Source organism: Pseudoalteromonas nanhaiensis (assembly GCF_051235485.1).
Taxonomy (GTDB): Bacteria; Pseudomonadota; Gammaproteobacteria; order Enterobacterales; family Alteromonadaceae; genus Pseudoalteromonas; species Pseudoalteromonas lipolytica_C.
This window is the reverse complement of record NZ_JBPNYQ010000013.1, coordinates 75568-98353: the sequence shown is the minus strand read 5'-3', so window position 1 is coordinate 98353 and position 22786 is coordinate 75568. Positions and strand designations below refer to the sequence as shown.

The window sequence follows — 22786 nt, the reverse complement described above, 5'->3', positions numbered from 1 at the left end:
TTATTGCGGATTGATATTACTACCTGCAAATAAAAAGACCCCAATACCTAAGGCATTGAGATCTTTTCAAGCTAAAAGTCTGTTAGTACTTTTTTAAACCCCGAAGGCAGTTCTCAGTACGTAGAAAATAACAATAGCAAGGGCTGCGCCAACTGGCAATGTAATTACCCAAGAAACTACAATGTTTCTTACTACACCCATGTTAAGTGCCGCAATACCACGTGCCATACCTACACCTAATACTGCACCCACAAGTGTTTGTGTAGTAGAGATAGGTAAGCCAGTACCTGATGCGATAACAACAGTAGAAGCAGCTGCAAGCTCAGCAGCAAAACCGCGGCTAGGTGTTAAGTGTGTGATACCTTCACCGATTGTTTTGATTACTTTCTTACCTAAAATAGCAAGACCAGCAACAATACCGAAACCACCCAGTGGTAAAATCCACCATGCGATAGCCGCTTTCTTAGCGATTTCACCGTTGTGCTCAACAATGTTTACAACAGCAGCTAGTGGACCAATTGCGTTAGCAACGTCGTTTGAACCATGTGCGAATGCCATACAACATGCTGTTAGTACCATTAGTACTGCGAACACTTTCTCAACGTTGTTGAATTGCATTTTTTTGTCAGCTTTAGGGTCAATTTTAAGGCGTGAAATTGCGAATTTACCAATGATTGCAACAACCACTGCAATTGCGATAGAAAGCGCATAACCTTCAACAGCACCTAAGTTAATACCAATGTGCTTCAAGCCTTTCTTGATGGTTACAAGCGACATGATGAAGCCAGCTAGACCCATGTATACAGGTACGAAACGCTTAGCATTTTTAAGTGGTGCATCAGTGTCAAAAATTAGCTTTTGCGCACTCATGAAAATCAAATAAGCAATAAAACCTGAAATAGCAGGGGTAACAATCCAGCTACCTACAATGCCCATTACCTTGTTCCATTGAATTGCTTCGCTACCTACTGCAACCAATGCGAAACCAATGATGGCACCGATGATTGAGTGAGTCGTAGATACTGGCCAGCCCAAGAAAGAGGCAATTAATAACCAGCTACCAGCAGCGAATAGTGCGGCAATCATACCAAGTATCATAAGTTCTGGTATGTCCGTAAATGGCGCGGCATCTATAATCCCTTTACGAATTGTAGATGTAACCTCACCACCGGCAAGGTATGCACCAGCGAATTCAAACACCATCGCAATGATGATTGCTTGTTTAATTGTAAGTGCTTTTGAGCCTACAGATGTACCCATCGCATTGGCAACGTCATTTGCACCAATACCATAAGCCATGAAGAAACCGACTGCGGCGGCAGTTAAAACGAGTAACGTGCCGTAATTTGCAATGATATCCATTGTGTGAACCTTTAATTTTTCGAATTTGAACTGATTTTTAATTAACGAGCTAACATCAGCTCAAGACGAGAACCTACGCGCTCAGCAATATCAGCCAGCTCGCCAACCCATTCAATGATCTTGTATAAGAACATTACGTCGATTGGGTTAAGTTCATTTTCTATAGCGCGCAATTGACGGCGTATTTTGATTTGCATGTCATCCGTGTCTTGCTCAATTGCGTCCAATTCAACGAGCATCTTTTCAACTAAAGTCACTTCGCGACCTTTGAAGCCCGTTTCAAGAAGCTCATCTAGCTCGTTGATTGCTTTTGATGCTTGTTTAGTTGCATCAACACAACGAGTTACATAAGCAAGGAAATCTTCTTGAATTTCTGCAGGAATAGTCATCTCACGACCAACTACACGACCTGCAATATCTTTTGCTTTGTTAGCAATCTTGTCTTGTTGAGTAACAAGTTCAAGCAAATCGGTACGCTCAACAGGCATGAATAAGCCACGAGGTAGTTGAAGGCGGATGTTACGTTTCATTTCATCAGCTTCACGCTCTAAATTACGAATGTTTAGGCGGATTTCTTCCGCTTCTTGCCATTCTTCTTTAAACACGTGATTAAAGAAAGGGATCAACGCTTTACTTGCTTGATGTGCTTTCTTGATGTGATCTTCCATAGGCTTAATAGGTGATTTAGCAAAAACCCCTAAAAATGCATTTGTAGGCATAACTGACCCTTTATAAATTAGTATGCTTTGGCAGCTGCGAATTTTACAGCATTGTGTTCGATTGTGAACGCTTTTTCTGCCTTACATCACCAATAATAGACAAAGCGGCCAAAGGCCGCTCGGTTTAATAATGAAAAGTAGCGGTTAAAATTACAGCGACTTTTCTATATCTGCTTGAGATGTATGACGAATATCTTTACCGTTTACAAAGTAGATAATGTATTCAGCAATATTTTGGCAACGGTCGCCAATACGCTCTAATGAGCGTACTGACCACACTAAATCCATAATTTTCGGGATTGAGCGTGGATCTTCCATCATATAAGTCATGATTTGACGTGTAATTGCTTCGTATTCACGATCAACTTTGGCATCTTCTTTGTGCACTTCAAACGCACATTGCACGTCCATACGTGCAAAAGCGTCGAGTACATCATGAAGCATTTTCGATACTTGACGACCCATATTTTCAATATTCACCAAAAGATCTTGCTGATCTTTTGTGAACGAATCCAATGCTACTTTAGCAATGCGCTCAGCTTCATCACCAATACGCTCTAAATCAGCAATTGTTTTAGCGATTGCAATCACAAGGCGTAAGTCACTGGCAGCAGGCTGACGACGAGCAATAATGCGTGTGCACTCTTCGTCGATATTTACTTCCATTGCATTTACTTTATAGTCGTTTTCACGAACTTTTTGTGCAAGATCCGCATCACCATTGCTAACAGCATCCAGTGCACTGTTTAGCTGTTGCTCAACTAAGCCACCCATGTTTAATACATGGTTACGCACATTTTCAAGCTCTTCATTAAAGCGGCCCGAAATGTGTTTATTGATATTATGTTCCATTGTCTACCTCTATAAATTTCGTTTACGGTACCAAGTGACTTTATTGACTAACCGTAACGGCCTGTAATGTAGTCTTCTGTTTTCTTCTTGCTTGGTGTTGTAAATAACGTATTGGTATCTGAATACTCAATCAACTCACCCATGTACATGAACGCAGTTTGGTCTGATACACGAGCAGCTTGTTGCATGTTGTGAGTAACGATTACCACGGTAAACTTGTTCTTTAAGTCGTTAATTAGCTCTTCGATAACTAAAGTAGAAATTGGATCAAGTGCCGATGTTGGCTCATCCAGAAGCAATACTTCAGGCTCGATAGCAATTGAGCGAGCAATAACAAGACGCTGTTGCTGACCACCCGATAGGCCAAATGCACTATCGTGTAAACGGTCTTTAACCTCATCCCATAACGCTGCGCCACGTAAAGATTGTTCAACCACTTCGTCTAGTTTACGCTTTTCTTTAATACCTTGTAAGCGTAGGCCATAAACGACATTTTCGTAGATTGATTTTGGAAATGGATTAGGACGCTGAAACACCATCCCAACATTTCTTCGTAATGCTGCAACATCTACGCTCTTATCATAGATGTTGTGACCATGAAGTAAGATCTCACCATCGATACGACAGCTATCAACTAGGTCATTCATACGGTTGATACAACGTAAAAGTGTTGATTTACCACAACCAGATGGACCGATAAACGCCGTTACCTGTCCTTTCGGGATGTTCATATTTACGCCGCTAAGCGCTTGTTTATCACCGTAGTATAGATCTAAGTTTTTAATCTCTAACGCTGTTTGTTCTGCTGTTAGATTTTCTAAATCTAGCTTTGCCGCGCTTTTCGCTTGGTTTACTTGTGGTGCAACTGTAATCATCTCTGTCTACCTATAAAAATTCTGTATTAATGCTCAAGAGCTCTAAACTTTTCGCGTAAGTGGTTACGAATACCAATCGCGGTGATATTCAGGGCGATAATTACTGATACCAGTAAGAATGCCGTGGCATATACCAGCGGACGCGCCGCTTCTACGTTAGGGCTTTGGAAACCAACATCATAAATGTGGAAACCTAAGTGCATAAATTTTCTATCTAAATGTACGTATGGGAAGTTACCGTCAAGTGGCAGTGTTGGTGCCATCTTAACAACACCAACAAGCATTAGTGGTGCTACTTCACCGGCTGCACGCGCAACCGCTAAGATTAAACCAGTCATAATCGCAGGGCTTGCCATCGGAATGATGATGCGCCATAGCGTTTCTGCTTTTGTTGCACCAAGCGCCAGTGAACCATGACGAACAGTACTTGGAATACGTGACAAACCTTCTTCCGTTGAAACAATTACAACCGGTAAGGTTAAAATTGCCAAGGTTAATGCTGACCAAATCACACCAGGTGTACCAAATACTGGGCTTGGCGACGACTCTGGGTAGAACAATTGGTCGATACTGCCACCTAGCATGTATACAAAGAAGCCTAAACCAAATACACCGTATACAATTGAAGGTACACCCGCAAGGTTGATTACCGCGATACGGATCATCTTCGTAATCGCATTTTTCGCTGCGTATTCATGTAAGTAAATCGCTGCAACAACACCAAACGGAGTCACAATCACTGCCATCAGTAATACCATGAATACAGTACCAAAAATTGCAGGGAATACACCCCCTTCAGTATTTGCTTCACGCGGGTCGTCCGCTACGAACTTACCTAGCTGTACAAAGTAATGACCAAGCTTTGCAAAGAAGCCCATGTCATTTGGGAACCATACATCAAGAACTTGATACAGAGGTAAAGTAACCACTTCACCACGCATGTCTTTAACCGTTACTTGGTCACGCTTTGCTTCTTTACGAAGTGCAAATAACTGTTTTTCTAGCACGGCATATTCAGCACGTAGCTCAGCGCGTGTTTGTGCTAGCTCAGCAACACGCTCATCCGTTAACTCGTTATCAAGCTGATACGCTTTTTCTTTTAAGCGCAAGCGCTCAAGTTCATAGTTGATATGACCAATATCACCATTTTGTAAATCGAGTGCTTGGTCGTTTAGGTCAACGGCACGGTCAACAAGATCATAAAGTACCTCGATTTTGTTATCTGTAATAACTTCACCGTCTTTAATAACCTGTTCTACATAACCGTAAAAGTTACCGTTTTTGCTACGCTCGAATACTGCAAGTTCAGCGGGTGCAGTACGCGATGTGATGTCTGTCTCTAATACCCAACGGAAATCGAGATCTACGTACTCACGGTTACCTGTTTTGATTAGTAAGCGCTCTAGTTGCTCTTTGTCGTAGTGAGATAAATCAACGCCCGTCGCCTCAATACGTGATTTTGCAACTAGCTCACGGTCATAAACTTCACCGATCACTGTTTGTTTAGCAACTGAGCCTTGCAGCTCAAGTTGCACGACTTCTGATGGCCAGAAAAAGCTTAAACCTTTCCAAGCAATCATGGCTAATAAGCCAAGAACCGAGATTAAACTGATGCTTACCGCACCGCCGGTCATCCAAATCCAAGGAGAACCAGACTTAAACCACTGCTTTACCATGTCGTGTCTCTCCACCTACATTGAACTGTATTTTTCACGCAGTTGCTGACGAACAAACTCAGCCACTGTGTTGAAAACGAATGTGAATATGAATAGTACAAATGCTGCTAAGAATAGAATGCGATAATGCGAGCTGCCTACCTCAGACTCTGGCATTTCTACCGCGATATTCGCTGCAAGCGTTCTCATACCCTGGAAGATACTCCAGTCCATAATAGGTGTATTACCTGTTGCCATTAGTACAATCATTGTTTCACCCACAGCACGGCCTAGACCCATCATCACAGCTGAGAAGATACCTGGGCTTGCTGTTAGTAATACTACACGCACCAATGTTTGCCACTGCGTAGCACCGAGTGCTAATGAACCATTTGATAAGTGCTTAGGAACACTAAATACCGCATCTTCCGCAATTGAGAAGATAGTTGGAATAACTGCAAAGCCCATTGCAATACCAACAACTAACGAGTTACGTTGGTCGAATGTCATTCCTAATTCATTAGTTAGGTACTGACGAACGTTACCATCGAACATCCAAAGCTCAATTGAGTTACTCATCGCAAATGATAACCAACCAATAAAGATAACCACTGGAATAAGTAAAATTGAATGCGAACCTTCAGGAACACGGTGACGAATTGACGCCGGTAGCTTGTTCCAACCAAATGCGGTTAATAGAATACCAATTGGCAGCAACACCAGTAATCCGACGATGGCTGGTAAATGCTCTTCAATCAGTGGCGCTAACCAAAGACCTGCCAAGAAACCTAGGATTACCGTTGGTAATGCTTCCATGATTTCAACCGTCGGCTTAACCACTTTACGTAGTTCACTCGACATAAAGTAAGCTGTGTAAATAGCCGCAGAAAGTGCAATCGGTACTGCAAATAACATCGCATACATAGCAGCTTTAATCGTACCGAATGAAATTGGTACTAGTGAGAATTTAGATTCAAAGTCATCACTTGCAGACGTTGACTGCCAGATATAAGCCGGCTCTGGGTAGCCCTCGTACCATACTTCTTGCCATAACGCAGACCAGGTTACTTCAGGGTGCTCGTTATGAATTTCGATTACTTTTAATGCATCATCAGCAAGAATAAGTGCCGCATTAGAACGTGGTGCAATTGCAAAATTTTGAATTGGACCTTCGCTTACTTTGCCTTGCCATAGTTTTGCTTCACTGGTTGTGTAATAAATACCTAGCTCACCATTTGCACCCGCGGTAAAGAAAGTTCGACGATAAAACTCTGTAAAGATATTTAATTTAGATTGTTTAGTCGTTTCGAATGCACGGATTTTTTGAAACTCGCGACCATCTTCCGTGTTTACTTCGAACCACTGCGATACTTCGCCGTTATCGTTAGCAAGCATTAGTGAGTTAGCACCGGCTAACAGCTGCGTTGAAACAAGATTTGCGTTTTCTTCGTTTGCTGCAAGCAATTGAATTAGCTCAACCTCAGAAGGATAACGCGTATCGTAAACATAAATCTGATTTGCAGAACGAATAAAAGTACGCGTTGTGTCAGGTGAGATTAATAGCTCATCAACGCGGCCTTCAATATCAAGCTCAGTGCGCTCAACAACCCATTCAACTTCGCCGGTGAACATATTTTCTTCACCCACAAAGCTACTAAATAAAACACGCTTATCAGCGGTTAAAGCAACAACGGCTGTTTTATCTTCGTAGTGGCTAAATGCGAACTTAGTAATCGCCGCACCTTGATCGTCTACTTCAAGCGCCAAATCACCTAACGGATAATCTAAGCGAGGGGTTAGCTTGCGTTCATTATTAGGGAAAGTAACTAAAAACTTTGGTGACACGATAACCACAGAGCCATTTTCTAGGCCATAGCCATATTGGTTCTGAAATGGTGCAGAGCGTGCAAAGCTGCTCACGTCACTTGGTAATTCAGTATTAAGAGTGGTGATCTTTTTACCAAACTGCGCTTTCTCGACATTATAAAAGTCGACATTGCCTTTTTCACCTAGTAAAAAAGCCACTTCAGTTTGCTCTTCAATACCTAGACCAACAATTTCTGAGGCATTATCTAGTTTTACACTGTTACGTGTTTCAACTTTTGCTGACTCAAAAATAGGTTGAACAACATATAGAAGGTAAAAGAATATCAGTAGCAGTGCGATAAGCACCATTACACCGCCTGCGGAAATACCCCACTCGGCAAACCGGTCTTTAAATAGACGGCTTCTATCCGTATGAAAGGTCGGTTTATTCGGATTGGAAGTCATCAAAACACCCTTAAATCTTAACGTTGCGCGGATTATATTTCACGAAGATGACAGTAATGTTACAACCGTCATATTTCAGTGTAATAAACTGCATGCTTGGGTGTTGTTTTTAGCCTGTAAATATAAGCGAAATGAATATTGTTTTAGAGTTATGAGTCACTAACATACAATGGGCTAACGATTTGTTATAACTAATTTTTTATTACTATATGGAAAATATTGGACAAACAATAAATCTGCAACAATACTGAATAAGTGTTATTTTTCCCAAAATAAAAATTATCATCAACCAACGCCTCCTCTTTTCATTGCATTTTACAGAGGCTTTTTTAAGAGACTTAAGTATGAAGCAGTTAGTAATTACTATTTTAGGGCCAGATAAGCCTGGCCTAGTTGAAGATCTATCAGCAACAATTTTAAACCATAATGGCAATTGGTTAGGGAGTAACTTAAGCCACCTAGCCGGTCATTTTGCGGGCATTATAGAAGCTGCTGTTCCTGAAGAACACTTACAAGAATTGCAAGATGCTCTACATAGCCTTCCTCATCTAGAGGTGAGAATTGAGCGTGGTTCAGAAACACTCGAAGAGGTTAAATCTGAACAAATTAACTTTGTGATCACCGGTAATGATAGACCCGGCATTGTCCAAGAGCTTGCCAGTGTTATTCGTCACAAAGGAGCAAATATCACTCACCTTAATTCAAAACAACAAAGTGCACCTAACTGGGGAGTACCTATATTCAGTGCCGTTGCAACCGTTGCCCTGCCCGTTGGTATGAGCAAAGACGAAGTGATCAGTGCGCTTGAATCTATTACCACAGACTTAATTGTTGATATTGAGGACGCATAACAAGCAAGTTTATAGGGATATTTAAACTTAAACTAAGCTTTAAAATTAACGGCATACATGTCACATAACTGACATGTATGTCATAAAAGTGATAAATACGTCATATAAACGTCATCTGCATCCTCTATATTCTAACTAGCTATAAACGTTGGAAAACCAGATGAACGCATCACATTCTTCTTCTCAAGCCGTTAATTACTTTGCCAAAGAGCTAAGTTGGCTGTCTTTTAATGAACGCGTGCTGCAAGAAGCTAAAGATAAATCTAACCCGATTATTGAGCGCATGCGCTTTTTAGGTATTTACTCAAACAACATGGATGAGTTTTTCCGTGTCCGTGTTGCCGATGTTAAACGCCGAATATTACTTAATAAAATTCCTGATGCGAACTTTGAAGAAGACGAAATACTACTTCATCAGATCCAAAGTAAGGTGCTGCAGCTTGGTAAAAAGTTTAACCAAATTCATAAAGACATTTTAAATGACTTAAACGAGCACAATATTCACGTTGAGTTACCTGAGGAGCTATCTGAATTTCACTTGAGTTGGCTGAAAAAATTCTTCCACGACAATGTGCTGCAACACATATTGCCGATTTTACTCTCTGAAAAGAAAGACTACTCAGATCAAATCAACGACACCATGACCTATTTGTTTGTCGAGATGACCAACCAAAAAAGTCATTATGCCATGATGGAAGTACCAACCGACCGCGTATCTCGTTTTGTTATTTTACCACCAGAGAAAACGCGCCGTCACAAAACCATTGTGATGCTTGATGACATTATCGCCTACTTTATTCGCGATGTGTTTAGCAGCTTTTTTAGCTTTGATGATATTCAATGTTATGCCATCAAATTGACCCGTGATGCCGAATACAACTTAGATGACGAGCTTGAAGAAGGCTTGCTCGATAAAATGTCAAAAGGTCTAAAACAACGTATTTCTGCAGAGCCTGTGCGCCTTGTTTATGACGAGAGCATGCCTGCTGAAATGCTTAAAGTGATGAAAAAGCGCCTTAATATAAGCCAACATGATGCGTTGATCCCCGGCGGCCGTTACCGTAATTTCCGCGATTTCATTGCGTTTCCGAATGTTGGCCGTCAGTATTTAGAAAACAAACCACTGCCTGCATTACAAAGCGCAGCCTTTAACAATCACTCAAGTGTGTTTGATGCCATTTCAGAGCAAGATATTTTACTGTATTACCCCTACCACACCTTTAACCACTTACTTGAGTTTGTACGCCAAGCGGCGTTTGACCCAGATGTAACCCAAATTAAGGTCAATATTTATCGCGTTGCGAGTCAGTCTCGCCTGGTTTCTACGCTTATTAATGCCGCCAAAAATGGCAAACACGTAACTGTAATGGTTGAGCTGAAAGCGCGCTTTGATGAACAAAACAATATTGAATGGGCAAAAACCCTGAGTAATGCGGGTGTTAAAGTTATTTTTGGTATTCCTGCACTAAAAGTGCACAGCAAACTATGCGTTATTCACCGTAAAGAAAAAAACAACATAGTGAAGTACGCCCATATTGGCACGGGTAACTTCCATGAAAAAACCGCCAAAATCTACACTGACTTTAGTTTATTTACTAGGCATGAAGGTATTAGTGAAGAGTGCGATAGTGTGTTTAAGTTTATCGAAAGCAGCTATAAGCCATTTCAATTTGATCACTTAATGATTTCACCAGTCAACGCAAGACAAACTATTACCTCCTTGATAGATAATGAGATTACCAACGTAGAACACGGAAAAGCTGGTCGAATTACGCTAAAAATAAATAATCTTGTTGATAAAGAGCTGGTTGACCATCTCTATTTTGCAGCAAGACGCGGTGTAAAAATTCGTATTATTGTGCGTGGCATGTGTTCGTTAGTGCCCTCTGTCGTTAACGATAATATTCGTATTATTAGTATTGTTGACCGCTTTTTAGAGCACCCTCGGGTTATGGTGTTTCACAATAATGGTGACGAAAAAGTGTATATTTCATCAGCAGACTGGATGACCCGGAATCTAGATCACCGTGTAGAAGTAGCTACACCCATTTATGATGAAAAATTAAAGCAGCTCATAATTGATATTCTTGAGCTACAGTTTAAAGATAGAACAAAAGCGCGCATAATCGATAGCGAACAAAAAAACAGCTATGTACGCCGTGGCAATCGCAAGAAAATTCGTTCGCAAATTGCCATTTATGACCACCTTAAAAAATGGGAAAGTAACTATAATAATGAATGATTATCCCTCAATTGCTGCAGTTGATTTAGGCTCAAACAGTTTTCATTTAGTGGTGGCAAGAGAGGTCGATGGCTCTTTGCAAATCTTACACAAAGAAAAGCAGCGCGTTTATTTAGCTGATGGTTTAGATGATAAAAATCACTTAAGCCAAGAAGCTATCGAGCGCGCACTGGCTATTCTCAAACAATTTGCCACTACATTGCAAGACTTCCCTTTAGAGAATGTCAAAGTGGCTGCCACTTACACATTACGCCGCGCGAAAAACATACATTCATTCTTAACTCAAGCAAGTAAGGTGTTTCCTTACCCGATTGAAGTGATTTCAGGGCAAGAAGAAGCCCGTTTAATTTACCAAGGCGTTGCCCATTACATTCATCACGATGAGAACCGCTTAGTTATTGATATCGGTGGCGGCAGTACCGAGCTCATCATTGGTAAACACTTTAAACACAAACTCCTTGCTAGTCGCAACATGGGCTGTGTTAGCTATACCAAGCAGTTTTTTGCAGATGGACAAATCACAGCTAAGCGCTTTGCCAAAGCGGAGGTTCGCGCTGAACAAGAACTCGAAGTGATCTTTGCCAATTACTTATCGGCTGGCTGGCAATCTGTAGTGGGAACATCAGGCACAATAAAATCTATCCTTGCCATGATTAATGCCAATGATGCCGAGCAAGAGCTGATCACATTAGAGCGATTATTAGAACTTAAAACCCAGTTTATTGCTGCTAAACAAATAGCTGCTCTGCAAATTGAAGGTCTTACACCTGAGCGACAAGTGAGTATTTGTGGTGGTTTGGCTATTTTAATCGCGGTATTTAGACTATTTAAAATCGAAGCGATGCAATATAGCGATTACTCGTTGCGTGAAGGTTTACTTCATGAAATGCAGCAAAAGCTCGCCCATAAAGATATTCGCACTAATACTATAGCGAACCTATCTGAGCGTAATGCCATAGATAAAGAGCATGCTAATCGTGTATCGACAACTGCAAAGTGGCTATTTGAACAGGTAAAAGGGGCATGGCAACTTACCGACCCTGACTATATCAACTTACTGGATTGGGCCGCGCAGCTGCATGAAATTGGCTTAGGGGTTAATTCATCAGGAATACATAAACACAGTGCGTATATCGTAGCAAACAGTCAATTACCGGGCTTCACACAGCAACAACAAACTCTACTTAGCTGTATGATCCGCTTTTATCGTAAAAAGATCCGTTTAGAAGATTTTCCAGCTCTGCATACCATGCAGCATTACGAAATATTGCAGTTAATTGTTATTTTGCGCTTAGCAGTATTGCTAAATCAAAAGCGCATTACTGACCAAGGTTTTGATCTTGAGGTCACAGCCAAGCAAAATAGTATGTTCTTAAAGTTTCACAATAAGTGGCTTAAAGAACATACCTTGCTTTTGGCGGATTTACAGCAAGAGCAAAAATACCTTAAAAAGGTCGGCTTCTTACTCGATTTTCATTAAGCGGATTAATAGATTAATCGATTACATATCCATATGACGGTTTGAGCTTTGCATCATTTGCTTAAGACCTTGATGTTCAAGCTCTAGTAAACGCTCGAGCTTTTCAATCGTTGCAGCAGTTTCGGCACGCGATACAAGGTATTCATATAAATCAATAACCTTTTGATGCTGTGTCGTTAAATATACTTGAATGGCCTTTTCATCAATTTTTTGATCAGTACTAATATCATCAAACGTGATCAAATCTGGGTTGTCTGAAAAGTACTCGTAGCAATAAGTATCCAGTGTGTTCAGTTCTGTAATGGCTTTAAAGCCAACCAGATCTTCTGCCAATTTTTTCTCGTATTGCAGATAATACTCCACCAGCATTTGATTGTGCTCGTCCAGTAAGTCTTTAACATTATGGAAGTTGGCCGCCATTTGGGTATGAAATAACACGGTCCAATCATAAACTTGCTGTATTGTTTTAACTTGCATGTGCATTCCTTATCAAAATCAATTTAATAAGACACTGCATAAATCACACCAGTAAAAAACGCTTTAATTATCATAACTTTAAAAACAAAATGTGTAACTTGTAGCAAGTAAAAGCGTACAAGTTACACACTGACTGTAAAATTTATAGATCTCGTTTACGCCAAATAAAATAAAGCGCAGGTAACACAAGTAGCGTTAAAACAATGGCACTGAGCATTCCGCCAACCATAGGTGCTGCTATTCGGCTCATCACTTCACTACCCGTTCCAGTGCCATAAAGCACCGGCAGTAAACCGATAATAATGGTGGCAACTGTCATCATTACAGGTCTCACCCGAAGGCCCGCACCATTGATGATTGCTTGGCGCAGCTCTGTAACCGTAAATTGTGCTGATTGCGCTTTAGCATCTTGATAAGCTTGGTTAAGATAAACCAGCATGATCACGCCAATTTCTACTGCGACCCCAGCTAAGGCTATAAAGCCGACTCCAACGGCTACCGAGAAGTTAAAACCTTCAAGGTACATCAACCAAATACCCCCAATCATTGCAAGCGGTAAAGTCAACATGATCATTGCTACCTCAGTAAAGCTTCTAAAATTGAGGTATAACAGCACCACAATAATTGCCAAGGTTAATGGCAATACGTAGCTAAGCTTAGCTTTAGCACGCTCCATATACTCATATTGCCCCGCCCAAGTAATTGAGTAACCAGCTGGTAGCTCGAGTTGCTCATGCAGCGCTTGTTGCGCACGCTCAACATAACTGCCGATATCACTGCCTTCAATGTCGATTAAGCTCCAGCCATTAATGCGGGCATTTTCACTTTTAATACCCGGCGGGCCATCTTCGATAAAGACATGGGCTACATCAGCCAATGCGATACGCTGTCCGTTTGGTGTCACTATCGGTAACAACTTAAGCTCTTCTGGCGAGTCACGATAATCTTGCGGGTAACGCAAGTTAACAGGGTAACGCTCTTGCCCTTCAACGGTTTCGGTCACATTCATACCGCCGATAGCAGTAGCAACAACCTGTTGTACATCAGCAATATTCAAACCATAACGCGCTGCTTTTTCACGGTTGATATCGACTTTGATGTAGCGACCGCCGGCAACACGCTCAGAGTAAACCGAAGCCGTGCCCGGTAAGTCTTTTAAGATGACTTCAATTTGCTCACCGATTTTTTGAATTTCACTCAGCTTTGGACCAGCAACTTTGATCCCCACAGGCGTTTTAATACCAGTGGCAAGCATGTCGATTCGCGTTTTGATTGGCATAACCCACGCATTGGTAAGCCCTGGGAACTTAACCAGATTATCGAGCTCTTTTTTCAGTTTCTCGGTTGTCATGCCCTCGCGCCACTGTGACTTTGGCTTTAACTGAATAAAGGTTTCGATCATGGTGAGTGGCGCCGGATCTGTTGCAGTATCTGCACGACCTACCTTACCGAATACCGACTCGACCTCTGGCACACTGGCAATTAACTTATCGGTCTGCTGTAAGATTTCACGGGCCTTACCTATTGAAATACCCGGGTAAGTAGTTGGCATGTACATTAAGTCGCCCTCATCAAGGGGAGGAATAAACTCACTACCAATTTTATTAACTGGGTAAAAACCAATAGCAGCCAAAACCACAGCGAGTAACAGAGTTGTTTTCGGCGCTTTTAATACTGCATTTAATAAGGGTTTATACGCTGCCACCAATAACCGGTTAACAGGGTTTTTCTGCTCCGATATAACCTTACCGCGAATAAAGTAGCCCATTAGCACCGGCACCAATGTAATGGCTAAACCAGCCGAGGCCGCCATGGCATAGGTTTTTGTATAAGCCAGTGGCGAGAACATACGGCCTTCTTGTGCTTCTAGAATAAACACTGGCATAAAGCTGACGGTGATAATTAATAAACTAAAGAATAACGCGGGCCCGACTTCTGCGGCTGAGTCCATCACCACTTGCCAACGGTTTTCATCGGTCAGTGGGGTTTTCTCCATATGCTTATGCATATTTTCTATCATCACGATAGCACCATCTGTCATTGCACCAATAGCAATCGCTATCCCACCAAGCGACATGATATTAGCGTTTATACCTTGCCAATACATCACCAAAAAAGCCGTTAAAATACCCATTGGCAACGTAATAATGGCTACGATCGATGAACGTATATGGAATAAAAACACCACACACACTAAGGCCACGACGATTAATTCTTCAATTAACTTTGAGCTTAAGTTATCAAGCGCTTGGGTAATAAGGTTTGAGCGGTCGTACACTGGGATGATTTCAACCCCCTCAGGCAAGCCTTTTTTGAGCGACTCTAGCTTCTCTTTTACAAGTTTGATGGTTGCTTCGGCGTTTTCTCCAAAGCGCATCACCACCACACCACCAGTTACTTCGCCCTCGCCGTTAAGCTCGGCAATACCACGGCGCATTTGCGGCCCAAGTTTTATATCAGCCACATCGCGTAATTGCAGTGGCGTGCCATTGGCATTAGTACCCAGCGGAATAGCCTCTAAATCGGCGACACTTTTGACGTAACCTGTGCTCGATACCATGTATTCTGCTTCTGCCATTTCGACCACAGAAGCACCACGCTCTTGGTTACCTTGCTTAATTGCTGTTTGAATTAAACTTAGCGGAATACCATAAGCACGCAATTTATCGGGGTCGACATTCACCTGATACTGCTTAACCATACCGCCAACAGACGCTACTTCTGATACGCCCGGCACCGTTTGCAGCTCAAACTTTAAAAACCAATCTTGCAGGCTTCGTAGCTGGCTAATATCATGCTTACCGGTTTTATCCACCAGCGCATACAAGTAAATCCAGCCTACCCCTGTTGCATCAGGGCCAAGTTCAGGCCTCGCTGAATCCGGTAAGCGAGCACTTACTTGACTCAAATATTCTTGTACTCGACTACGGGCCCAGTAAAGATCGGTGTCTTCATTAAAAATAACGTATACATAAGAGTCACCAAAAAACGAAAAGCCCCTTACCGTTTCAGCACCCGGCACCGACAACATGGCTGTGGTGATCGGAAACGTTACTTGATCTTGCACCACTTGTGGCGCTTGTCCTGGGTAGGACGTTTTTACAATAACCTGTATATCAGATAAGTCAGGCAAGGCATCAACTGGGGTATTCTTTAAAGAAAAAATCCCAAAGCCCGCCAACATTAAAGACAGCAGTAATACAAAGAAGCGATTACCGACTGACCAACGGATCACGGCTGCTATCATTGCATTTCTCCTTGCATAGGGTGGCTCATGGTCATAATGTCAAAAATCACAAACTCACCATCAACCAGCTTAAAGGTAAAATGCACTTCATCATCGCTTTGCAAACTAGACATATCGATGCGTGGCGAAAAATGAAACTCCATGGTTGCTGCATCTCGCCCCCATTTAGGGATGGCTTCGCGACTGATCACGGCAGTTCGGGCTTCGCGGTCAATGCTGTTGATCACGCCATTGACCATTGCACTATCAGTATCCGGCTCTTGCATACGCATAAAGTCAGAGCTTTTGCTTGATTCGGAATCTATTAAGAACTGCGCTGAAACCACTACGTTATCGTCTTTCAATAAGCCTGATAAAATTTCGACATCGTGATTATCACTACGACCTAGCGTCACGGCGACTGATTTAAAGCGCCCTTCACCTAAATCAATGACGACACGGTCTTGGCTACCGGTGCGGATCACCGCTTCTTTTGCGATGACTAATTGCGGCTCAGTCGGCTTGGTAGTAATGCTCACTTCAGCAAACATATTTGGTTTTAGTAAGCCATCTTGGTTGGCAAAACGTAAGCGCACGCGAAGAGTACGGTTTTTCTCATCAAGGGTTGGGTAAATATAATCGACCTCGCCCTGCCATCGTTTACCCGGTACGTAATCTAATGTCATAGTAACTGGCAAGCCTTTATGGATAAGCCCTGCTTGGCGCTCGAAAACTTCCGCCTCAACCCACACTTCTTCTAGGTGAGCAATACTCATCATGGTTGTGCCAGGTTTTACGAAGAAGCCTTCGCGGATATTTAGCTCATCCAATACGCCACTTTGCTTGGCATAAAAGGTAATGTTTTGTCTGACCTTTTGGCTTTGCTCTAATCGCGCAATAAAATCGTCAGAAACATTCAGTGAGGCTAAGCGTGCTTTGGCCGCACGTATAAGCACTGCGTTGTTACGTTTAAGGGCAAGCAGTAGCTCTTCTTGTGCGTTCACTAACTGTGGAGAATACAAGGTATAAAGTGGCTCGCCTTGCTTAACTTGGTCACCTGCAGCTTTTACATATAAGGTTTCTATCCAACCTTCGACACGAGGGTGAATATGCACGAGTTGGTCTTGGTCGTATTGCACATAACCAACCGTATCAACGGTCGTTTGTAATGATTTAAAGCGTACGGGCGCTGTTCTTACCCCTAAGTTATTAACGACCGCGGATGAGATCCTCACAGTACCTGGGCTGTCTTCAGCGCTACTTTGCTCCTCATAAACGGGGACTAATTCCATACCCATTGGCGATAAACCCGGTTCATCACGGCGATAATTGCTGTCCATAGGCGCCACCCAATATAGCGGCTTTTTCTCAGCGCTTGGCATAGCTTCATGATCTGGCTCAGCTAGTTTATTTACAGCCGTTGCCAATGCCGCACCTACCGCCAAGGCGATAACTAATTTCACTGTATTATTCATTGCTAGCTCCTTGGCTTTGTGCTGCATTTATTTGGTTATCTTTTGCTGCTGCGTAATAGTTAAGGCGAGCGAGGGTGATTTGTTTGTCTATTTCGATGTTTAACGCATCAATTTTTGCGTTAAGTTCGCTGATACGTGCGCGCATCACTTCTGAAAAGTCACCATCATCGTTGGTGTAAGCATTTAAAGTCGCTTCGGCTTGCTCTGCCATTTGCGGTAATAGCTGCTGTTGATACAGTGCTTTGCGCTGGGCTAGTCGGCTCAACTGGCTAAGCTCTTTAAAATACTGACCTTGCAATTTTTGTAGGGTAATAAGTTTGTTGGTTTTTACTGCCTCTGCACTAGCTATTGCGGCATTGACTTGTTGATCTTGACGGTTATCAGTGAACAGCGGTAAATCAACACTAACCCCTATAGAGAACAAGTCAGCGCGAGAGTCACCCATAAGTGTATCGTCACGATAGCCATAGCCTAGGTTCATACCAAATTGCGGCTTATACGCTTCTTTAGCCACTTGCACTTGGGTGTTTTTAGCACGCATTGCATGATCAATAGCAATAATTGCCGGGTGACTCATCAACACTTCAGTCACCCCAGACGGTTCAAGCTCTTGATAAGGCATTAGTGCAGCCACCTTAGTATTGTCATCGCTCACTGCACCGTTTAGCATTTCAATAGGTAGCCATTGTGCTAGTCGCTTTTAGGCACTATCAAACTGTTGCTCTAACATCACCAGCTTATCTTCAAGCCGAGTCAGCTCTAGCTGAGCGCGAATAATATCCTGCTGGCGAGTTGCGCCAAGTGTATTGGCATAGCTTGCTTCTGTAATATCAATAAGTTGATTAAATAAGGCTTTATCTTGGTTGATCAGTTGAATGCTTTTTTGCGCGCGATAGGCATTTAGCCATGCTTCGCTAACAATGGCTTTAACCTGCGCTTGGCGGTCTGCACGCAGCCAAGGGTATTGCTCAGCTGATTGTTTCAATGCTTGCTGCTGTAGGGCAAGGCTATCACCTCGGCTAAATTGTTGTGACAAGCCCACTTTGAATTGCGTCATACCTTCTTGATCAAAGGCAAAACCATCGGTTGGTAAATTCATTAGCCCAACGGTTAATACTGGATCTGGCAAGGTACCGGCCGCAATGCTTTGCGCTTCTATCGCCTGTTGCTGGTATTTATTTGCCTGTAACCAAGGCTCGTGAGTCAATGCATAATCAATCACCTGATTGAGTGCCAACGGCTCTGCTTTCACTAAACTTGAGGTTACCAATACTGCGCCAAGAGAAAGCGCCTTAATCAATTTGCTGTGAATCATCACATGCTCCAAAAATCTTAAAAATGGTTAAAAAACAATAGATTTTGGTTGCAGGATGAGGTGTATTTCAGCGTTTTGCTAAATTTTAGACAGACCTATCCTGCTTAAGCAGTAATAGGTGGACGATATAAAGAACTTACACGGAAACTAAGCTGGCTGGCGCCTAACACTGTGACTTTTTCTGATTGCTTAATTGATTTAACAACTAAATCATTTAGCGGCAGGAGTGAGTGAGCTGTACAGGCATTGAACGGACACGCACAATCGCTGGTATCCATTACGTCTTCATGGCAACAGTCCATATCACTCATGTCGCTGTCAGCGCTCATAGTAGCATGATGGTCCATTTGCATGCTGGCATGTGGCATATCACATACCATAGCAACAGACGCAACTGACTGACCCACAAAAGTGAGCAGCATCATAGCTATCAATAAGTAGCTTGAAAGTCGCGTCATCATCATACCTTAAAAATTAGTTGCCCAAATTGTAGCCCGAAATTTACGCGCTCGACAAGGGTTTATCTGTTTTAATGCTACTGCTGGCAGCAATAGCAAACAGGCAATAACCAGTAAAATACCAAAATCCATCGCCTAATTCGGCATGCATTTTTATCAGTTCGCCCATTTGTCCATCGGCGTTACCAGCCAAATAAGACACGATTAATGCAATCACAAACACATCAACCATGCTCCATTTACTTAAGCCTTGTATGAGTTGACCGAGTAAATGCTTAAATCTATTCATCGGTAAAAAACAATAAAGCAATTGCATCAGGAGTTTTAAAGTGGGAATAACAATCGAGAACACCGCAACCAGCGCGGCAACAAGGTAGTTTTTGTTATTGGCAAGCTCATTTACTGTGCCCCAAATGCTGCGCGTTTTTTTGTAGGCATCGATTTCGCCTTCAAGCTTATCAAGCCCCAACATGCTTGATGCCATCATTAGTACACTACGCGTATTGCGATCGCCTTCATCGGCAATCATTTCAATACCTGTTTTAGCAAGCTTCGATTTATCTATTTTACCTTCTAAGGTTAAAACTGGTCTCGTCACGCCCGGTATAAGTAAAGCTAACGCCGCAATAATCATTACAATGGGGAAAAAAACACGCATATTGATAACCCTTACCTGTAAACATTGCGGGCATCATAGCTAACTTAACGAGATTAGTCTGCAACCGATGCTAAAGTGTCAAACACATTGTCAGCATAGGCACGAGCGTCATACATTGCACGATACACAATATCCATATTCGCTGCTGGACGAATTATCTTTAGTAACTTGGTTGCTGTTTGCCACTGTTCTTTTTCCATGGCTATAACAAGCTGCAAACTGGCTCCTTGCATTCCATCAAACTTAACCAGTGCACTTGTAAGTTCTGCTCCAAGCGAGAACTCTTTAACAACCGCATCAAGCTTTACATCTAAAATAGCGTCCAATACAGACAAAAGACCCACTAAATAGCCTTGCTCCGAAAGCTCTTTACCCGCAGGTTCAAGCATCAGTGATATAAATTTAGCACGAGTTAAACCAAGCTTAGTTAACTCTTGCGGTTTATCGTTCCCTAACTCGCTTAGTGCTAATACACGAACAAATTGCCTAATTGCATCTTCACCTAAATAAATAACCGCCTGCGAAATTGAGCGAATTGTCTGTTGTGTACTGCTGGTTCGTGCGTTTACCAGCCTTAAGATTCTAGCTGTTAAGGCAATATCTTTGGCTACACGTTGCTGGATTTGGTCAAAATTTAGAGCAGTTTGAGCAGTGCAGCTGAGTAACTCTAGAACAGCCACTTTTGAAGGCTCCACATTACCAAACCTTAGCAATTCTGGCTTCGCAAAAAAATACCCTTGAAATAAATCACAACCAGCCGCTTTTAATTGTTGAAAATCTTCGTAGCTTTCTACTCTCTCAACAATAACTTTTGCTTTTGGGTAGCTGCGTTTAAGCTTTTTAACCGTCATATTGGTTTTAATGATTGGGTCAGCAGCCTCTATTTTTATGAAGTCCATTAATGGCAATACATCTTGCCACTTATCATCACCGTCGTAGTCGTCTAAAGCAAAAAGGTAACCATCTTGCTTTAATTGTTTAACTCGACCAATAATTTGCGGGATACTTGTCGCACGCTCGACAATTTCTATCACAGCACTGGTTGGCTGCAACAACTTTGGAAAGTCATCTAAAATAGCGTCAGTTGATAAGTTGATAAATGCTGGTTGAAAACCTGTAAGCTTCTCTAACCCCATCAACATCAAGGCATTGAAAAACAATCGACCTGTAGCTTGACCATCACTGGTCCCCACCGGAAAGACATTATCATTTGATTCCCTGTACAATAACTCATAGGCATACAGGCTTCTGTCAGCATTAAATATTGGCTGCCGGGCTATATACTGCGTCATGCTCTGACTTTTGTTACCTTCCATACTTAATTCTGACATTATACATCTCGCTCAGATACTGTCCCCCCACTTTACTCCTGTTCTTAGTATAGTGAAAGCTGAACACCTTGCTAAAAAATAAAAACCCGACCACACTAGGCACATGAAAACGATGTCAAATAATCCATTGCCCCTAATTTACTCGGCTTTCTTAGTTTTATTACTTCTTTCACGGTCTGTACAAGCGGAACAACCACCCGTACTTAAATACAATGTCACGGGATCTGGAAACTATTTCCCATATTACACAAACGATAAACGTGAACCGGGGATATTGCCTGAAATTATCATGCGAGTTATGCAGCTCGCTGACATACAAGCAAAACATGTAGAGCTGCCAGCCAAACGTACCGTTAAATATCTTCATCTTGGGCACATCGACTTTGATGTAATTAGCCTTGAATGGTTAAGCCAAACCGAAAAGCAAAACCCACAATTTATTTATTCAGATAGCTTATTTACCATTGAAGAATACCTAGTAAGTTTGAAAAATAATGTGACCAATTGGCAACAGCTTGAGGCCATAAAAAACAAACCTGTTGGTACTATACTTGGCTATTATTACTACGACGACAACCACTTTAAACGGGTCGATTTTAGTTCTGAAAAGCAACTTATTGAGGCTCTAAAACTAAAACGTATTGAGGTAGTCATTCTAGATAAACTGCCTGCGCTGTATTGGGCTCAGCAATTTAATGCTGATATCGACTTTGGCGCGCTACACTCGCTTGGTAACCTAAAAATTCGCCTACGTGCTGAACACCAAGCATTGCTACCAAAGATAAATATGGCTATCGATGAGTTAAAACAATCCGGCCGCCTTGATGCCATCATCAACAAATATACGAAAAACATACCCCCACAATAACTAAGGATATTCCGCTTTGGACCTACTTTTGCTATACTGCGCGCTGTTTTTCTTACCTTGTTAACTTAAAAGAGCCTCCTATGAGCATTGAACAAGCCCTTATCGAACGCAGTAATAACCAATGTGAACTTTGTACTAATACAGCTAACCTATCTGTTTACGAAGTCCCCCCTGTTACAGAGGCTCATTCAGACAAGTGCATTTATGTGTGCCAAACCTGTAAAGACCAAATTGACAATAGCGCAGAGCTAACAGCAAACCATTGGCACTGCCTAAACGATAGCATGTGGAGTCAAACACCCGCTGTGCAAGTTGTGGCTTATCGCATGTTAAAACGCTTAGCTGCGGATAATGGTTGGGCACAAGACGCGCTAGACATGATTTACCTTGAAGAAGATACCCTTAAATGGGCGCAAATGGCCCTTGCCGAAGAAGATGACATTAAACATATCGATAGCAATGGTGTGGTTCTTCAAGCTGGTGACACCGTTACACTGATTAAAGATCTTGACGTAAAAGGCAGTAGCCTAGTTGCAAAACGAGGCACAGCTGTTAGAAATATCGGCCTGACTAGCAACCCTGAACACATCGAAGGGCGCGTAGAAGGTCAGCGTATTGTTATTCTCACTAAGTACGTGAAAAAATAATACATGAAATAAATGGGCCTTGTG

The 22786-nt window shown here is 42.2% G+C and carries 17 protein-coding genes and 1 pseudogene; 5 read left to right on the top strand and 13 right to left on the bottom strand.

Going from position 1 to position 22786, the window contains the following annotated elements:
* Window positions 1-93 precede the first annotated feature (93 nt).
* The 6 genes from ACSFVZ_RS12675 to ACSFVZ_RS12650 form a co-directional block, all read right to left on the bottom strand.
* The gene (locus ACSFVZ_RS12675) at window positions 94-1362 is read right to left on the bottom strand and encodes an inorganic phosphate transporter (RefSeq protein ID WP_135923310.1); all 1269 of its coding nucleotides are present in this window, start codon (window positions 1360-1362) and stop codon (window positions 94-96) included.
* A gap of 41 nt (window positions 1363-1403) precedes the next feature.
* Window positions 1404-2081: a TIGR00153 family protein gene (locus ACSFVZ_RS12670; protein WP_135923309.1), complete on the bottom strand. Its 678-nt coding sequence runs from the start codon at window positions 2079-2081 to the stop codon at window positions 1404-1406.
* Between the two features lie 150 nt (window positions 2082-2231).
* On the bottom strand, window positions 2232-2933 hold the full coding sequence (gene phoU / locus ACSFVZ_RS12665; protein ID WP_054552476.1) for a phosphate signaling complex protein PhoU: 702 nt from the start codon (window positions 2931-2933) through the stop codon (window positions 2232-2234).
* Window positions 2934-2980: 47 nt separating this feature from the next.
* Window positions 2981-3808, bottom strand: a complete 828-nt coding sequence (pstB, locus tag ACSFVZ_RS12660; RefSeq protein WP_135923308.1) for a phosphate ABC transporter ATP-binding protein PstB — start codon at window positions 3806-3808, stop codon at window positions 2981-2983.
* Between the two features lie 26 nt (window positions 3809-3834).
* Window positions 3835-5484: a phosphate ABC transporter permease PstA gene (gene pstA, locus ACSFVZ_RS12655; RefSeq protein WP_135923307.1), complete on the bottom strand. Its 1650-nt coding sequence runs from the start codon at window positions 5482-5484 to the stop codon at window positions 3835-3837.
* 15 nt (window positions 5485-5499) lie between these two features.
* Window positions 5500-7734, bottom strand: coding sequence for an ABC transporter permease subunit (locus ACSFVZ_RS12650; protein WP_135923306.1), 2235 nt, complete (start codon window positions 7732-7734; stop codon window positions 5500-5502).
* Window positions 7735-8078: 344 nt separating this feature from the next.
* On the opposite strand from ACSFVZ_RS12650, the gene ACSFVZ_RS12645 reads away from it, so the two are divergent.
* From ACSFVZ_RS12645 to ppx, 3 genes are all read left to right on the top strand, one after another.
* Window positions 8079-8585, top strand: a complete 507-nt coding sequence (locus tag ACSFVZ_RS12645) for a glycine cleavage system transcriptional repressor (RefSeq protein ID WP_135923305.1) — start codon at window positions 8079-8081, stop codon at window positions 8583-8585.
* Window positions 8586-8745: 160 nt separating this feature from the next.
* Window positions 8746-10827: a polyphosphate kinase 1 gene (gene ppk1, locus ACSFVZ_RS12640; protein ID WP_435558985.1), complete on the top strand. Its 2082-nt coding sequence runs from the start codon at window positions 8746-8748 to the stop codon at window positions 10825-10827.
* Window positions 10820-12307, top strand: coding sequence for an exopolyphosphatase (gene ppx / locus ACSFVZ_RS12635; protein WP_235383122.1), 1488 nt, complete (start codon window positions 10820-10822; stop codon window positions 12305-12307). Before ppk1 ends, ppx begins: the two co-directional genes overlap by 8 nt.
* A 21-nt stretch (window positions 12308-12328) precedes the next feature.
* Here ppx and ACSFVZ_RS12630 read toward each other — a convergent pair whose 3' ends face one another.
* The 7 genes and pseudogenes from ACSFVZ_RS12630 to ACSFVZ_RS12600 form a co-directional block, all read right to left on the bottom strand.
* The gene (locus ACSFVZ_RS12630; protein ID WP_135923302.1) at window positions 12329-12784 is read right to left on the bottom strand and encodes a hypothetical protein; all 456 of its coding nucleotides are present in this window, start codon (window positions 12782-12784) and stop codon (window positions 12329-12331) included.
* A gap of 142 nt (window positions 12785-12926) precedes the next feature.
* A complete protein-coding gene (locus ACSFVZ_RS12625) occupies window positions 12927-16031 on the bottom strand; it encodes an efflux RND transporter permease subunit (RefSeq protein ID WP_435558984.1) in 3105 nt (1034 codons plus the stop codon).
* Entirely contained in the window at window positions 16028-17485 is a 1458-nt protein-coding gene (locus tag ACSFVZ_RS12620) for an efflux RND transporter periplasmic adaptor subunit (protein ID WP_235383124.1), read from the bottom strand. The genes ACSFVZ_RS12625 and ACSFVZ_RS12620 overlap by 4 nt, the downstream gene beginning before the upstream one ends.
* A pseudogene (locus ACSFVZ_RS12615) lies at window positions 17478-18800 on the bottom strand (TolC family protein). Before ACSFVZ_RS12615 ends, ACSFVZ_RS12620 begins: the two are co-directional and overlap by 8 nt.
* Window positions 18801-18904: 104 nt before the next feature.
* Window positions 18905-19258 (bottom strand): hypothetical protein, encoded by a 354-nt coding sequence (locus tag ACSFVZ_RS12610; RefSeq protein WP_138556696.1) that lies wholly within the window; start codon window positions 19256-19258, stop codon window positions 18905-18907.
* 43 nt (window positions 19259-19301) lie between these two features.
* Window positions 19302-19916, bottom strand: a complete 615-nt coding sequence (locus ACSFVZ_RS12605) for a paraquat-inducible protein A (RefSeq protein WP_135923297.1) — start codon at window positions 19914-19916, stop codon at window positions 19302-19304.
* Between the two features lie 53 nt (window positions 19917-19969).
* Complete coding sequence (locus ACSFVZ_RS12600) at window positions 19970-21247, bottom strand: EAL and HDOD domain-containing protein (RefSeq protein ID WP_235383126.1); 1278 nt, start codon at window positions 21245-21247, stop codon at window positions 19970-19972.
* A 112-nt stretch (window positions 21248-21359) separates the two neighbouring features.
* Here ACSFVZ_RS12600 and ACSFVZ_RS12595 point away from each other — a divergent pair, with 112 nt between their 5' ends.
* Window positions 21360-22115 (top strand): substrate-binding periplasmic protein, encoded by a 756-nt coding sequence (locus ACSFVZ_RS12595; protein ID WP_235383127.1) that lies wholly within the window; start codon window positions 21360-21362, stop codon window positions 22113-22115.
* Window positions 22116-22195: 80 nt separating this feature from the next.
* Window positions 22196-22762 (top strand): PhnA domain-containing protein, encoded by a 567-nt coding sequence (locus tag ACSFVZ_RS12590; protein WP_235383128.1) that lies wholly within the window; start codon window positions 22196-22198, stop codon window positions 22760-22762.
* The last annotated feature ends 24 nt before the right edge of the window (window positions 22763-22786 follow it).